This is a genomic window from Bacillus sp. FSL K6-6038, from assembly GCF_038050455.1.
GTDB classification, from domain to species: Bacteria; Bacillota; Bacilli; order Bacillales; family Bacillaceae_G; genus Bacillus_A; species Bacillus_A pseudomycoides.
This window is the reverse complement of sequence record NZ_JBBOUH010000001.1, coordinates 2,867,940-2,882,926: the sequence shown is the minus strand read 5'-3', so window position 1 is coordinate 2,882,926 and position 14,987 is coordinate 2,867,940. Positions and strand designations below refer to the sequence as shown.

Genomic DNA, 14,987 nt, shown 5'->3' with positions numbered 1-14,987 from the left:
GACTTTACTTATAACTAATAGGATGATTATGGGGGGAATAACAAGAAAAGTATAAGCTTACAAAGTCTGTATGAAAAAACAATATTCCTAAATATGGAATTATAGTATAATAGAAGAGAAACACAAGGAAATGAGGGGAACAGCTATGATTACATTGCAACAAAAGCTGGAGCAATACACACATATATATGCACAGTTAAAAGGGGAACTAAAATGGAAAACTAGTGATTCTCGGACAGGGATGATGATTGCCGCTATGTATGCAGGCAGTGATAAGTCGTTTCATCTTGGGCGTTTTTTAGAAATCAGTAATTATATTAAGGATCAGGTAGGGATGTTTTCCTATTTAAAGTCCTATCATCGCTTTGTGGTTGCCGCAACATTAGATATTCACTTTACACATTACAAAGAAGCGTTTCAGAAGTTTCTAGACTTATATGAACGATTAGTCGCTGGTGGTTTTAGCCGGAGTATATTTACTTATTTGGCAGCAGCTGCGCTTTTACCAGAAGAAACTGGGCAGCATGAGGTACGCATTCAGCGGTCAATGCAAGTATATAAGCGCATGAAAGAGGATCACTTCTTTCTTACAAGTACAGATGATTACCCGCTCGCTATTTTACTAGCAGGACAATCAGAGAAAGTAGAGGCGCTTATGGATCGAGTGGAACGTCTCTATCAGAAGCTGGCGGCAGCTGGTATGTACAAAGGGAATAATCTTCAATTTTTAAGTCATATTCTTTCTCTAAAGAAGGATGTCAGTGAAGATATTTTAGTAGCACAGTGCACAAACATATGGAATCTGCTAAAGCGAGAAAAGGTAAAAGTAAAACAAATGCATTATCCAGCTATCGGGCTGCTAGCATTGCTTGAGGATGGAGAGAAAGAGGTCCATTCTGTTCGAGCATTCATTGAGAAATTGCAAGGAGAAAAGCTATTCCGCTGGCATACGGATACCAATATTTTGATTGCGATTCAGCTATTCGTAAGTCAGAAAGGTGCGGAAAGTCAAGCTGCCAACACAGGTTTACAAACAATGATAGAGGTCCTCATACAGGCGCAGCAGGCAGCTATGATCGCAGCAATTACAGCTTCCTCTGCAGCGACTTCTGCTAGTAGTGGTTCATAACGTGCGATTTGCTGCATGAATGCGCTACATGTAAGATTTTTCAAAAAGGGTTACATACATCATACTTAGCTAAGAAGTCGATTGTCTGTTGACAATCGACTTCTTAGTCTATGCTAAATTAATAAGATAAGCGTCAAATATTCCCCACCTACTATTTGTAAATAGCCCATGAGATAATCTCCTTACATACTACATGTGGAGTTTTTTAATCCAAATTTGGCTTCTCCACCAATTTTATTATTTCTCGACAGAAAACTCCCACCTCAAGGAATGGGTAGGACATGGTCCAATGAGTAGGTGAGAGGTGAATGGCGGTTAGGCAAAAGCCTAACGGTTCTCCTTGTGGAAGAGTCAGTATGAGGTATCGGAATCCATTCGTTCCTATAGAAGGGAAATGATGCAGTAAGAAGCATTCTTACATATAAGGAATTGTTTCATCATAAAAGTCCGTCCGTATGTATACATTTTTGAAGGGTGACAGAGGGATTTCGACAAAAAAGAAGAAATGATACGAGAGAAGTATTTTTGAGTATATTCCGATATCGTTCTCATACATATCGTGAAAAAAGTATGTAGAAAAACCAAAATAGGAAGTGAGGTGGAAAGTGGTGCTCGTCCATAAAGCGTATAAGTTCCGGATCTACCCTAATGCAGAACAAAAAATACGTATCGCGAAAACAATGGGTTGTTCTCGTTTTGTATTCAATTACTTTTTGGCAAAATGGAATGATAGATATAAAGAAACAGGAAAAGGATTAACCTATGGCACTTGTTCTTCGCAATTACCTGCCCTCAAAAAAGAATTTGTATGGCTCAAAGAAGTGGACAGCACGGCTCTTCAATCTTCTCTTCACAACCTCACTGACTCGTATTCATGATTCTTCAACAAACAAAACAAAGCACCTCGGTTTAAGTCGAAAAACAATAAAGTCCAATCATATACAACGAAGCACACAAATGGGAACCTCGCGATTGTAGGGAATAAAATAAAGTTACCGAAACTTGGCCTTGTCACGTTTGCCAAAAGTCGTGAGGTAGAAGGACGTATTTTGAGTGCTACTGTCAGAAGGAATCCAAGTGGAACAGATTTTGTCTCGATTCTTGCCGAAATAGAAGTGCAAGAATTGCCAAAGACAGATTCCGCTGTTGGTATGGATGTTGGCGTGAAAAACGTTGCGATTCTTTCAACGAGAGAGGTATTTGGCAATCCGAAATGGTTTCGGATATTAGAGAAGAAGCTCGCTCATGCCCAGCGTGTTTTGTCTCGTCGTACAAAAGGTGGAGCGAACTGGCATAAACAGCGAATCAAAGTGGCTCGTATATATGAACGAATCACAAATGCAAGAACTGATTACTTGCAAAAACTCTCTACGATGATCATCAAAAACCACGATATGATTGGGATAGAAGATTTGCAAGTATCCAATATGTTACAGAATCACAAGCTCGCGAAAGCGATTCAAGAAGTATCTTGGTCACAATTCAGAGCGATGCTTGTGTATAAGGCGGAGTGGTATGGAAAACAAGTCGTCGTCGTATCCAAAACATTCGCCAGCTCTCAACTTTGTCCGCATTGTGGCAACAAAAACAAAGACGTGAAAAATCTGGAATTTCGTGAATGGAAGTGTCTTTCTTGTGGTATGTATCATGATAGAGATGGCAACGCAGGACAAAATTTGAGAAAAGAGGCCTTAAGGCTTCTAACCGTAGGGACTACGGGGATTGCCTACTCATAAAGCCGAGGGATACTTTGGTGTTCGTAGGAATCCCCCACTTCAAACAGTTCGTTAGACTGTTAAGTGGGGGTAGTTCAAACAAGAAACATTACAATTGTCAATTTTATTACAATCATCAGTTTTCGGTCGTTAGCACATTACAAAATGGAGGTTGTTAAAATGAGTGTAAACGTAGAACAAGTTAGATTGGCAAATGATGAGGAAACTTATAGAAAATTAAATATTCATCCTACAGAACCGCAGCAACAAGAGGATGGTATGCGCACAGATGGAAGGGAGGGTTCTTTTGAGTGGTGGTATACTGATGCCGAATTTGAGGACGGAACAACTGTAGTGACTACCTTTTACACCAAAAATCACTTTGATGTTCTTGGACCAGCATGGCCTACAGTCCAAATTGATATTACATATCCTGATGGCACCAAAACCCTTATGTCTTCTCAAGAGGCTAAAGGCAGCAGGCTTAACGCTAAAAAAGATATTTGTGATGTCAATATCAACAAATCCTACCTCAAATACCAAGATGGACAATATGTCCTTCATTTTGAAGAAGGATATATTAAATATCATGCTGTAATGACGTCAAAATTACCGATGTGGCGTCCAAACACCGGTCATTGGTTCTACGGAGACCAAGATGAGCACTTCTTTGCATGGTTTATTGCTCAACCATCCGCGACAATCGAAGCTAATTTGACTATTGGTGATAAAATGGTTCAATTAAATGGGACTGGTTACCATGATCATAACTGGGGTAATATCGGCATGGAGAAATTGATGAATCATTGGTATTGGGGCAGAGCTAAAGTTGATGGTTTTGACATCATTGCTTGCGACATTATTGCTGAGAAGAATTATAACTACAAAAGGTTGCCTGTGTTTATGTTAGCTAAAGATGGAAAAATAATATCGGACGATCAATCTCTTACTAAAATTCAGAGAGAAGATATTATAGAACATCCCGAAACGAAAAAGTTTATGGATAACCATTTAATATACCTTCAACCTATTTCAAGTTTTGAGTCTTATACAGTAGAATTTATTAGAAATAGGGATATTGTTTCAATAAGTTTATTAGACAATTTGGATTCTACTCAGGCTTTGATAGCCAAAAAGTCAGGGGCTAACCCTACCTATACTCGTATCTTAGGGGATGTCCACCTGACTCATGAATTGAATGGTGTGAAAAAAAATTATAAAGCTGAGGGTTTATGGGATCAAATGTTCTTCGGGAATAATAAATATGCTATCATCAACAATTAGCTAAGAGACAATAAATAGCTTCACTTCTCACTCATAATTTGTGAAAGATCAGACTGTTTACAAAACCTTGTTTTTCGAGCTTATCTGGATAGAGCGCTCTTTTTATTTTCTGTTTGTGAAGTTTCGGAATACGAGTTGAAAGCATATTGGTGTCTACTATTATGTCAGTCATACTATGGGGGAGTTCCCGAAGATGAAGTATCAAATGATTGGGGCAGTATCGAAGAATGAGATGAACCCATTAAAATTGATGTGAATTCAACCTTGTGGTTTAAAAATAAGCCACCTAAGTACAATTTAAATTTCTGGGATGTTGTCGATGAATGGATAGTAATTGGTTTTCAAGTATAATTTGATAATAAATTCTCTACTTAGTTACGATACTTTAAACGCCCAGATAAAAGTGTCATATCGCTCGTGAAATATTATAGAAAAAGCGAGTCTAAGGAATTAAACTTTCTTTAGATTCGCTTTTTTATTTTATATGCTCAAGTTGATAAATTTGTTTTCTTTTAACAAATTAATATAAAAGGAGGTTGATTTTGGGAACAACAGAGCATGCGAGTATCTTCACTTAATAAGCACGAAGCACATGCAATAAATAATCTTTTCGATTCAGTGGATTATAATCTACTCGTTTTCGCGACGGGAAATTTGATTCGATTTTACTATATCCGCAAGGTCTAGCGATAAAAACACCTTCGCCTTCAGTGAAAGAATGTAGGCCGCGCTTAAAATTTTCCGTTTTGGCCATAGGCAGAGTTCCTGTTAAATAAAAGGAATTGTTATGCAGTACAGGGTCTTTAAAAGTAGCGTGTATTGCCGATAATTTATACATTGCTGTGCTAATTGAATTTGTTGGTACTGTTAATTCAAATTCATTTACTGGTTCGTATACATTTGTTCCAGATTGCTTTAAAGCATCCATCAAGACAAGAGGTGTTAGTTTTCTAAAATCACCAGCTGTCGTTACGGGACTTGCATAACCGGTATGGGTTAATGTTACGGCAATGTCAGTGACTTCCCATCCATATAAGCCTTGTTTTAACGTTTGGAATACAGTGTCTTCAATGGCTTTATGAAATGCTAAAGGCAATGAACCAAGCTCGACTTCTAAGTTATAAGTGATACCAGAACCAGGTGCACCAGGCTTCATGTGAAAACCAATTGTTGCATAGAAAGGGTTATTCTTTTCACCCATTATTTCTAGTGCATTTCCGATTCCAATTGGTTTTTCTATACACACAATTCTTGTGTCTGAGAAAGAAACATTTAAATTATATTTTTCATGTAAGGTTGTTTCAATCACTTCTTTTTGAACTTCACCAAAAAGCCGAATATAGATTTCATTGTGAATATCATCTTTCACTACTTTTATAAGTGGATCTTCTTCTGAGAGTTCTACGAGTGCTTGATATAGGTTGTGATTTTCCCCTTTTGGCCGTGCTTCAATTGCAGCTTCCATTTGAGGTTCTGCAAAGTGAATATCTTTCATTTTATCTGACCATTCACCGATCACGTCACCGATTCTAATGTCGCTAAGCCCCCATACTTTACAAAACTCTCCCGTTCCAGCAGTAGGGGATTGAATAGCACTTCCATTATGAAATATATGAAGATTTTTGATTTTTTCTTTGTGTGAAAGGGTCTTTAAGTCACTTTGTTTTCGATTAATATCAACATATTTTCTTACGTGTAAACAGCCTGAGAATATTCGTACGTAAGCAATTTTTTCCCCGGTAAGTTCTCTTTCGATTTTAAAAATAATCCCAGATAAAGGTGTATTTATATCATTGTCACAATTATTTTTGGGAATCATTACTGAGATACCTTCGAGTAATTCAGTGATTCCTATTCCAGTCATTGCCGAACCGAAAAAGATTGGATATACAGTTGCATGCTGAATTTGATCCCATAATTCATTTCTTAAAGTGGCTGTAGTTAATACTTCGCCATTTACATAGGATTCAAGTAACGATTCATTATGTGTTGCTAGAAGTTCAATATATTCATCATATACATCAGCATGTACTTCATTTTGAATCATACATGCATCTTTTGTCCCTTCATTTTTCACTTTATATAATGGAAGTACTTGATTGGTAAGCATTTCCCGTATTTGTTGGATCACTTTAGTAGTTTGGGCACCACTCCGATCAATTTTATTGACGAATAGTATGGTCGGAATGCGCAGTTTCTGCAGAGTTCTCATTAAAATTTTGGTTTGTGCCTGAATACCCTCAACTGCAGATATAACTAAAACTGCTCCATCTAGAACACGGAAAGATCGCTCCACTTCAGCAATAAAATCCGCATGGCCGGGTGTGTCAATTACATTTATCTTCAGATCATTTATAAAAAATGAAACGACAGATGCTTTAATTGTGATACCACGTTGCTTTTCTAACTCCATCGAATCTGTTTGTGTGCTTCCTTTATCTACTTGACCGATTTCCTGAATCACATTAGTTTCATAAAGAATACGCTCAGTCAAACTCGTCTTTCCAGCGTCTACATGCGCCACAATCCCTATATTTATTGTTTTCATGTATTAAAATCCTCATTTCGTTTTTCATGTTCATTTCCTCATTTCTTTTCGTAATAAATTGCCGCATTACAATCACTCTCCAGTCTTTCATGATATTTCTATTATAGGGAAATTTTCCTTATTTGTAATCTGGTGAAATACTTAATTTTGGAAAAATGGCAGGGTAAGATTACTAATGAGGTTGATATTAAAGTTTCACTTCTTATATACATGCGATTTATCATAATTACACATTTTTAAATGATTTGTGAACGAATACACGAATGAATGAAATGAACCATCTCGTGTAATTGCAGAACAGGTGGGAATATTGTTAGAGAGAAATTTATAATTTAAGCGGAATGAATAAAACCTCTTTGTAAAAGGAAAGAGGTTTTATTTTTTATTGTCGGCAAAAAATAAATAAGTGAAAAACAAAATGGTTGCATTTAAAATTTTAATCAGGTATATTATTTGATGTATCAATAATTGATATGTCAATTAATTATGTGTTGCCTTTGCAAAGGAGGAGTAAATTGACCAATTCATGTTCAAAGGAAGCGATTATTTTATATAAAATACACTTTCTTAATAAAGAAGTAAGTTCGAAGTTTGAAGGTTGTACAGGTATGAGTCAATCTAGGCTGGAGCTTATACTTCAGCTATATGAGGTTGATGAAATTAGTCAAAAAGCACTTCAACAAGAAGTGAATATTGATAATGCTGCGATTACAAGACATTTAAAGCAGCTTGAGGCAAGCGGAATGATTACAAGACGTAAAAATCCAGATGATAACAGAATTACTTTAGTTTCTCTTACGAAAGATGGACGAAATAAAATCCATGCCTTTCAAGAAGAGAAAGAGCGTTTTGCAGCGACTGCGTTAAAGGGTTTAAGTGAAGAAGAGCGCGATAACCTTTTAAATATGTTAAACCGCATTGAAGAAAATATACAAGAATTCTAAATATAAAATGGAAAAAGGGAGATTACATCTATGAATAACTTACTAAAAATAAATGATTTTACAGAAATTTTAACAGGACGTCGTTCAATTCGAAAATACGACCCTGCTGTGAAAATTAGTAAAGAAGAAATGACAGAAATTTTGACTGAAGCAACACTTGCACCATCTTCAGTTAATATGCAGCCATGGCGCTTTCTTGTTATTGATAGTGCGGAAGGAAAAGGGACACTTGCGCCGCTTGCTAAATTCAATCAGCTTCAAGTAGAAACATCATCAGCTATGATCGCTGTATTTGGTGATTTACAAAACTTTGATAATGCGGAAGAGATTTATGGCACAGCGGTTGAACGTGGGCTTATGCCAGCTGAAGTGAAAGAAGATCAAATGCAAAAACTTTCTGCGTATTTCTCTACAGTTTCACCAGAAGTAATGAAAGATACAGTATTAATTGATGGTGGCCTTGTTTCAATGCAGTTTATGTTGACTGCACGTGCACATGGATATGACACATGTCCAATTGGCGGTTTTGAAAAAGACAAAATTGCAGAAGCTTTCGGATTAGATAAAGACCGATATGTACCAGTTATGCTAATTTCAATTGGAAAAGCAGCCGATAGTGGATATCAATCAGTTCGTCTGCCAATTGATAAAGTTGCAGAGTGGAAGTAATTTTGTAAAAGTACGTAGAAGATGAGAGGGGAAGCACTATGATTATCATTCACGCAGTATTTCAAGTAGATTCAGCAAAACAACAAGCATTTGTAGAAGAAATTCGACAGTTAATTCGTGCTTCAAGAGAAGAAAGTGGCAACGTATCATATAATTTATATAAAGATACTGAAAAAGAAAGTGTATATACAATGGTAGAAGTTTGGAAAGATGCAGAAGCAGTCGCTAGCCACAATGCGAGTGAACATTTTACTTCTTTCGTTGGCAAAGCAAATCAATTTTTAACTGCGCCATTAGATATTAAAGTGTATGATGGACAACGAGTAAAATAATAAACACCCCCTCGATTACTCTAAAATAGAGCCCTCGAGGGGGTGTTTTATTTTTTCTTTTTCAATGTTTTTTGATAGGAATAGAGCTTATTTACTTCTTCTTTAAACTGCCTAAAAAGTTCGTTGTTTTCTTGATTCGCATATCGTACATTATTATATGTTTTTATAATTGTATCGACTTGTATAGGGGCATCTTCTTCCATGTGAATTCGCTCTATCCATACGTCAATCGTTTCACCACGATTTCTGTTTAAAGGTGGTTTTAATTTCTTTTCTAGTTTGAAAATTTCTTTGCGAATTTCATTTTTTGGTGGTTTATTGTACCGTATTGGTTTTTGGCCTGTTCCTTCTTTATCTGTTATCAAAATAGATTCGAAAATAGGGGTGTTAGGTAATTTAAAATACTCGCGCTTTTTATATACTTTCCAAATGATATAAAATGCGATACAAGTGATAATGATAATTGTAATACTATTTACAATTATCGGGTCAAATTCTTTGGGACTACCTTCTTCAATTTGCGGTTTATTTAAATGGCCCTTATTATTCCAAAAATCATCTGTATCTTTTAATTCAGCTGCTGAGAACAGTGGGCTTAAAGCAAAACCAAACCCTAAAGCGATTTTTTCAACAATATAAGATAAAATCAGACGAATATACGGAAATATTGGGATAAGCAAAGCGCTGATGATTCCAATAGTAATGATAGAAATAAAGCGTACTATTTGTTGGTTTCGATTTGCTCCAGTCAGCCAAAAGGTTAGTAGAATATGTAATACTAGTAACATCAACTTCCATAAAGGCGGAAATGGAGGATAAAATAACGCTGAAACTACAAACCATACAATAGCACCAATTGATTTTTGGACTGGAGAACCGAACTCTGTTGCATGTACGATAAAAAAGAATAGCGGTAAAAGTATTGTACCTAAAACAGAAAACGATAGAAAAACAGCGCAGCCAATAATTTGCAGGATTAAGAGTGCAATTAATCCCTCATTTTTCTTCTTTATAAATGTATTTATAGCAAATAATGCTATGTAACTAACTGATAAAAATATCACTATACTTATCATTTCATCTCTTTCCGTAAGTAGAGAAAGAAGCAGAAGGAGAATGAAATCATGAACGTATTGTAGTCGCATTTTCAAATGGTTCCACCATCCCTTCATGATGAATGAGAAAAGTAGGCTGCATTGTGAGAGGTACATGTTCCTTAGGAATATCGAGATAAATCATTGTTGAAGAACGCTCTCTTTTTCGCAGTATATAGTGAAGAAATCCTTGCTGTGGTAGTAACGTACTGTCATCTGAAACACGAGCTAGCTCCTCTAATGCTTTCGCATAGTGCATATGCCCCTCATTTACTGGTAAATGTATAGGGCCACCTTCTACTAAAACACTAATAAATAATTCAAACGGAATTTGATGTTTTGTCGCGTATTGACAAATGTATGTTGCAAAAGATATGAGATCTTCAATATTATGTTTCCAGCCAATTCCTCGTTCGGCAGCTAACGAAAGACAAATTGTCCAGCTATAATTTTTAACAGGTTCATATTGTTTTGCTTGTAAACTTTGCATTTTTGCAGATGCCTTCCAATGGATGGAGCGAAAAGATTCGCGTTCGTATTGCTTTACTCCAATAATTGATGTTTCATCTTGAAAAAAGGAAAAGTTTGTTTTATAAGATCCCGTTAATAATTGTTGAATTTCTTGTAAACCAGCTACTTTTTTAGGAGTCGGGTAAACGATAATTTCCATTTTTAATTTATCTAAAATCGGTAAATGTACAGATATGATTTGAAACGGATCTCCAAGAACACATTCAAATTGTTCAATTTGAAAGACTCCTCTTTTTGTAGCTGTTAATGTTAACTCCCAATTTTGCTGCGAATGAGCAGGTTGGGAAAATAGAAAAGAAAACAATGTCTTCGATATTTTTGTAATCCCTTGGTCCGTATGCGGAAGTAAGGATGGGTTCAAATGAAAATAACATGCGCCATTGACAAGTGGTAATTTAGCTCCATTCTTCAAACGGATATGTAATGTACCGGTCTCATTTGGAAAGAGACGAGTAGTTTGCTTATCATTTATAATTTGGAACCGGTTCTCAATATAAGTGACATATCGATAAACAAAAAATGCAAACAAATAATAAAAGAAAAATAGAAACATGAAAAATCGTTGCGGTAGCACAAATGTAAATAGTAAAGCGATTGGAATGGTTAATTGAATAATATGAGTTTGAAAAAATAAAGGAACAGTTACAACGCGTTGTCCATTCATGATTGCTCAATCTCCACAGGAACGTCTACTTCAGTTAAAATACTTTCAATTAACTTCTGCTTTGTTGTTCGAAGTGTCCCCTCCATTGATAAAATGAGACGATGTTTCCACACGTAAGGAAGTAAGAATTGTATATCTTCAGGTGTACAGTATTCACGATTATGTAAAAATGCTAGTGCTTGTATTGCTCGTACTAAGGCAAGTGTTGCACGCGGACTAACACCGTTGGCGATATAATCATGATTACGCGAAGCGTTGGCAAGCTGAATGATATAGTGCTCTAACGGTTCGGATACATATATTTCTTTTACTTTTTGTTGTACTTGTAAAATATCTTCTAAAGTGATAACGGAACGAATGCTATCTAAAGGCTTATTATTGCGAAAACGGCGCATCATTTTTAATTCATCCTCTGGAGAAGGAGAGCCAATTGAAATGGTCATTAAAAAACGATCTAGCTGTGCATCAGGAAGCGGGAAAGTCCCTTGTGATTCAATTGGATTTTGCGTTGCAACAACAAAAAAAGGTTTAGGTAGAGGCGTAGACTGCTTTTCGAGTGTGACTTGGCGCTCTTCCATTGCTTCTAATAAACTGGATTGTGTTCTAGGCATCGCCCGATTTATCTCATCCGCTAACAATATATTTGTCATAACTGGTCCAAATCTTAATTCGAATTCACTCGTTTTAGGATTGAAATATTCAATCCCTGTCACGTCACTCGGAAGGACATCGGGAGTGAATTGAACACGAGAAAATCCGCCACCAATACTTTTTGCAATTGTTTTAGCGAGTAATGTCTTTCCAGTACCAGGTACATCCTCAAGCAATACATGACCATCTGCAAGTAATGAAACAAGGAGTAAATCAACCACGTTTTCTTTTCCGACAAAAACAGAACTTATATTTTCTTTTAATTTATTTATCATATGTATCATCCTTTCAAAAAGTAGACAAGTGTATTTGTTATATTTTAACAATTTTTTCTGAAAATTAATATAATAATATTTTTATATAGAATAAATATTAAATCTCAAAAAACAACTTCGTTTTTAGTTGTATTTATTTGGAATACGATATACAATATCGATATACGATGTATCGCTATTCGATATATCATATATCGATGTATCGGAGGTAGTTATAATGAGTGTGAAAGCACAGAAGTATATTCCATTAACAGAGGCGACGTATTATATTTTATTGTCATTAGTAATGCCTATGCATGGCTATGGGATTATGCAGATGGTAGAAGAAATGACGAATGGAGAAGTAAAACTCGGGCCTGGTACGTTATATGGAAACACAACAAAGTTATTGAAAGAAAAACTAATTGTTGAAGTAGCGTCTACAGATAGAAAAAAATGTTACGTGTTAACTCCATTTGGGAGAGAAGTGTTAGAACTTGAATTTAAAAGGTTACAACGTTCTGTTCAAAATGGGAAAAATATTTTAGGGGAGTGAAGACAGTATGGAGATTAAGAAGACATTAAAATTTTTTGCGGCGTGGAACCTAGAAAAAGAAGAGGCGTATTTAAGAAAAATGCACCAAAAAGGCTGGGCATTTCAAAACTACAATTTTATGTATACATTCAAGAAAACGGAGCCGAAGGATGTTGTTTATAAAGCCGATTTCAAACTAGATAATCGAAACTCACAAATGAATCAAAAAGAATACATTGAAATATATGAAATGTCTGGCTGGAAGCATGTCACAAGCTTTACGAAGTGGCATTATTTTTGTAAAGAAGTAGATGATGATAATGACTTACCTGATATTTATTCTGAAAAAGAAACAAAGATTGAAAAGCTTATGGATTTAATGAGATTTTTTGGAATTATCTTTGTCATTGAGATGCTAGGGATGTATTTGAATTACTTAGGACCTTCAGCAGCCAATAGTCCCATTTGGATAAAACTTGTGGTGGGGCTTTGCGGGTGTATAAATGTGTATGTATTTGTAAGGTTATTTTGGAAGATACGAAAATTTAAAAAAGAGGTTTTGTGAACGACTAGGTTCCAAAAAAGTACAGTTTCATTTCACTGAGTGTTACTTTAAACAGTTTTTGATGAAGTGTACTATTACATAATTGGTTTACTTGTGTGAAAAGAGAAAGTAATTTTACAGTGAGTTGAAAGAATAGATGAAGAATAAAATTAAAAACGTTACTTGGAAAACAAGTGGCGTTTTTTATTGATTTCAGAAAGAGTTGTAAGGAAATTTTATAGGAGTATATGTAATTTTTTATTTATTTTTCTGAAAGATAAGATTATTCTGTTATAATTATTCGTAAATGGGATTAATTGTATGTGAATATGATAGGGGGAAAAATATGAAAAAACTTCATAAACTGACATTGATATGTATCATTTTTATTTTTTGTAATGCTTGTAGTACACAAACAGAAACAACGAAAACAGAGAACAAGAATGTAAGTCAGAAAGAAAGTAAGAAAATAGATAATGAAAAACAAGTTGTTCATTCTATTCCTGTTACATTTGAAGAAATGACGAAATATACGAATGGAAAATATAACGGGAAGTATAAAGTGGGGTTATTAGACATATCGAAAGAATCGGAACCGATTATGAAAGAGGCGGCTCGTGATACGGAATCGAATATAAAATCTGCCGATTTGAAGAATAAATCTAATAGTGAGCAAGCGGACTTATATGTACATATGATGTATAGCTTGTTAAAACAGGAGATTATACCATTTGATAAAATGCCATTACAAATTTTAGAAATAGGCAGAGTTGAGGATGAAGAAAAGAAAAGCAATGGAACGAAGGGAGAGCAAAAAAATAAAGAGGATAGGGGAAACTATAATATTGAAATACTATTAGATGCGAGTGGGAGTATGGCTGGTAAAATCGATGGAAAAATGAAGATGGATATTGCAAAAGAGGCAATTCAGCAATTTGTTTCTGATTTACCAGAGGCTGTTAATGTTTCGTTACGAGTATATGGACATAAAGGATCAAATGATGAGAAGGATAAAACGGCTTCATGCGGAGCGATTGAAAATATATATACATTACAAAAGTATGATCAAACGACGTTTCGTCAATCATTAGATGGATTTCAACCCGTAGGATGGACACCGCTTGCTGAAGCAATTAAAAAATCGACAGAAACGTTCCAATCTGCAAAAGAAAATGATAAAAATATAATTTATATTGTAAGCGATGGAGTGGAAACATGTGGAGGAAATCCAGTTGAAGAGGCTCAGAAAGTTTCGAATTCAAACATAAAACCTATTATGAATATTATTGGATTTCAAGTAGATCATGAAGCAGAAAAACAATTAAAAGAGATCGCGGAAGTAAGTAAGGGGAAATACGTACTAGCAAATAGTGCAAAAGAGTTACAAGATCAGTTTAAAGAAACAGGAAAAGATATTACGAGTCGTAGATTAAAGGCTGGTGGAGCTCAAGTAGATTTAAATATGGCTAGCGTCAGTGATAAAATGAAACTTGATGAATATGAACGGAAAACGAAAGAAAATATAAGAAGCGTTCAGATTGCTATGAAGCATACGGTTACAATTCTACATAAAGACGAAAAAATGAGTCAACAACTAGCTGATGAAATAGAGAAAAAGATAAACGATTTAACCGAGAAGCAAGGGAAACAAGTGGAAATGGCATATAGTCACTTCCAAGAAAAAACAAAAAAGCATTATGAAGAGATGAGTAGGTCGATTAAAAGCGAGTAATTGCTAGATAATCCAAAAGGTAATGAGGGATTTTATGTTACCTTTTGGATTAGGAAATATGAATCAAGTTTTCAAGTGTTAGAATGATTGGTTTTGCGCAGGTTTAATAAATTGTTCTGGGTTCTCAACAAGCCCGCATACTGCACATTGGACACGATAGGAAGGTCCTTGATATGCCATATGAAAAGCATTCATTGTTTCGTTTGTATATTCTTCTTCAATTTGACCAGTTTGTGGATTTAATTTTACTGGCTTTATTTGCTGCTCAAGAATATTAAAGCGAGTGCGATTTGTTTTACAACTTGGGCAAAGCATTGGTTCCATATGTATACACCTCCATTTTTAGCATCTCTTTATATGA

Annotated in this window: 13 protein-coding genes and 2 pseudogenes; 10 read left to right on the top strand and 5 right to left on the bottom strand. The window is 35.3% G+C overall.

The window, feature by feature from the left end; all coding sequences use genetic code 11:
* Positions 1-145 precede the first annotated feature (145 nt).
* The 4 genes and pseudogenes from NSQ40_RS14975 to NSQ40_RS14960 all read left to right on the top strand — a co-directional run.
* The gene (locus NSQ40_RS14975) at positions 146-1,129 is read left to right on the top strand and encodes a DUF4003 domain-containing protein (RefSeq protein ID WP_033796236.1); all 984 of its coding nucleotides are present in this window, start codon (positions 146-148) and stop codon (positions 1,127-1,129) included.
* A 608-nt stretch (positions 1,130-1,737) separates the two neighbouring features.
* Positions 1,738-2,865 (top strand): annotated as a pseudogene (gene tnpB, locus NSQ40_RS14970) (IS200/IS605 family element RNA-guided endonuclease TnpB).
* Positions 2,866-3,024: 159 nt separating this feature from the next.
* Positions 3,025-4,128, top strand: a complete 1,104-nt coding sequence (locus NSQ40_RS14965) for a hypothetical protein (protein WP_033796237.1) — start codon at positions 3,025-3,027, stop codon at positions 4,126-4,128.
* Between the two features lie 142 nt (positions 4,129-4,270).
* A pseudogene (locus NSQ40_RS14960) lies at positions 4,271-4,479 on the top strand (SMI1/KNR4 family protein); the annotation flags it as partial.
* Between the two features lie 223 nt (positions 4,480-4,702).
* On the opposite strand, the gene tet reads toward NSQ40_RS14960, so the two are convergent.
* Positions 4,703-6,676, bottom strand: coding sequence for a tetracycline resistance ribosomal protection protein (gene tet / locus NSQ40_RS14955; protein ID WP_033797794.1), 1,974 nt, complete (start codon positions 6,674-6,676; stop codon positions 4,703-4,705).
* A 515-nt stretch (positions 6,677-7,191) separates the two neighbouring features.
* Here tet and NSQ40_RS14950 point away from each other — a divergent pair.
* Genes NSQ40_RS14950 through NSQ40_RS14940 form a run of 3 tightly spaced genes read left to right on the top strand, consistent with a single transcriptional unit; the run spans position 7,192 to position 8,621 of the window.
* The gene (locus NSQ40_RS14950; RefSeq protein WP_018765786.1) at positions 7,192-7,620 is read left to right on the top strand and encodes a MarR family winged helix-turn-helix transcriptional regulator; all 429 of its coding nucleotides are present in this window, start codon (positions 7,192-7,194) and stop codon (positions 7,618-7,620) included.
* Positions 7,621-7,650: 30 nt separating this feature from the next.
* Positions 7,651-8,289: a nitroreductase family protein gene (locus NSQ40_RS14945; RefSeq protein ID WP_003207546.1), complete on the top strand. Its 639-nt coding sequence runs from the start codon at positions 7,651-7,653 to the stop codon at positions 8,287-8,289.
* Positions 8,290-8,327: 38 nt separating this feature from the next.
* Positions 8,328-8,621, top strand: a complete 294-nt coding sequence (locus NSQ40_RS14940; RefSeq protein ID WP_003198293.1) for a putative quinol monooxygenase — start codon at positions 8,328-8,330, stop codon at positions 8,619-8,621.
* Between the two features lie 47 nt (positions 8,622-8,668).
* Here NSQ40_RS14940 and NSQ40_RS14935 read toward each other — a convergent pair whose 3' ends face one another.
* Genes NSQ40_RS14935 through NSQ40_RS14925 form a run of 3 tightly spaced genes read right to left on the bottom strand, consistent with a single transcriptional unit; the run spans position 8,669 to position 11,836 of the window.
* Positions 8,669-9,772 (bottom strand): DUF4018 domain-containing protein, encoded by a 1,104-nt coding sequence (locus NSQ40_RS14935; protein WP_033796238.1) that lies wholly within the window; start codon positions 9,770-9,772, stop codon positions 8,669-8,671.
* Positions 9,744-10,910 (bottom strand): DUF58 domain-containing protein, encoded by a 1,167-nt coding sequence (locus NSQ40_RS14930; RefSeq protein WP_033796239.1) that lies wholly within the window; start codon positions 10,908-10,910, stop codon positions 9,744-9,746. The genes NSQ40_RS14935 and NSQ40_RS14930 overlap by 29 nt, the downstream gene beginning before the upstream one ends.
* On the bottom strand, positions 10,907-11,836 hold the full coding sequence (locus NSQ40_RS14925) for an AAA family ATPase (RefSeq protein ID WP_003207552.1): 930 nt from the start codon (positions 11,834-11,836) through the stop codon (positions 10,907-10,909). Before NSQ40_RS14925 ends, NSQ40_RS14930 begins: the two co-directional genes overlap by 4 nt.
* A 217-nt stretch (positions 11,837-12,053) precedes the next feature.
* Here NSQ40_RS14925 and NSQ40_RS14920 point away from each other — a divergent pair, with 217 nt between their 5' ends.
* The 3 genes from NSQ40_RS14920 (at position 12,054) to NSQ40_RS14910 (ending at position 14,626) form a co-directional block, all read left to right on the top strand.
* A complete protein-coding gene (locus NSQ40_RS14920; RefSeq protein WP_003198304.1) occupies positions 12,054-12,371 on the top strand; it encodes a PadR family transcriptional regulator in 318 nt (105 codons plus the stop codon).
* Positions 12,372-12,378: 7 nt separating this feature from the next.
* Positions 12,379-12,915, top strand: coding sequence for a DUF2812 domain-containing protein (locus NSQ40_RS14915; RefSeq protein ID WP_003207554.1), 537 nt, complete (start codon positions 12,379-12,381; stop codon positions 12,913-12,915).
* Between the two features lie 325 nt (positions 12,916-13,240).
* Positions 13,241-14,626, top strand: coding sequence for a vWA domain-containing protein (locus tag NSQ40_RS14910; protein ID WP_258248332.1), 1,386 nt, complete (start codon positions 13,241-13,243; stop codon positions 14,624-14,626).
* 78 nt (positions 14,627-14,704) lie between these two features.
* Here NSQ40_RS14910 and NSQ40_RS14905 read toward each other — a convergent pair whose 3' ends face one another.
* Positions 14,705-14,950, bottom strand: coding sequence for a hypothetical protein (locus tag NSQ40_RS14905; protein WP_003198313.1), 246 nt, complete (start codon positions 14,948-14,950; stop codon positions 14,705-14,707).
* Positions 14,951-14,987: the final 37 nt, after the last annotated feature.

Excerpts from the sequence above, each read along its gene's own strand:
- NSQ40_RS14925 (WP_003207552.1), bottom strand. The coding sequence starts at position 11,836 with ATGATAAATAAATTAAAAGAAAATATAAGTTCTGTTTTTGTCGGAAAA.
- NSQ40_RS14905 (WP_003198313.1), bottom strand. The coding sequence starts at position 14,950 with ATGGAACCAATGCTTTGCCCAAGTTGTAAAACAAATCGCACTCGCTTT.
- NSQ40_RS14910 (WP_258248332.1), top strand. The coding sequence starts at position 13,241 with ATGAAAAAACTTCATAAACTGACATTGATATGTATCATTTTTATTTTT.
- tet (WP_033797794.1), bottom strand. The coding sequence starts at position 6,676 with ATGAAAACAATAAATATAGGGATTGTGGCGCATGTAGACGCTGGAAAG.
- NSQ40_RS14920 (WP_003198304.1), top strand. The coding sequence starts at position 12,054 with ATGAGTGTGAAAGCACAGAAGTATATTCCATTAACAGAGGCGACGTAT.
- NSQ40_RS14965 (WP_033796237.1), top strand. The coding sequence starts at position 3,025 with ATGAGTGTAAACGTAGAACAAGTTAGATTGGCAAATGATGAGGAAACT.
- NSQ40_RS14945 (WP_003207546.1), top strand. The coding sequence starts at position 7,651 with ATGAATAACTTACTAAAAATAAATGATTTTACAGAAATTTTAACAGGA.
- NSQ40_RS14930 (WP_033796239.1), bottom strand. The coding sequence starts at position 10,910 with ATGAATGGACAACGCGTTGTAACTGTTCCTTTATTTTTTCAAACTCAT.
- NSQ40_RS14940 (WP_003198293.1), top strand. The coding sequence starts at position 8,328 with ATGATTATCATTCACGCAGTATTTCAAGTAGATTCAGCAAAACAACAA.
- NSQ40_RS14975 (WP_033796236.1), top strand. The coding sequence starts at position 146 with ATGATTACATTGCAACAAAAGCTGGAGCAATACACACATATATATGCA.
- NSQ40_RS14915 (WP_003207554.1), top strand. The coding sequence starts at position 12,379 with ATGGAGATTAAGAAGACATTAAAATTTTTTGCGGCGTGGAACCTAGAA.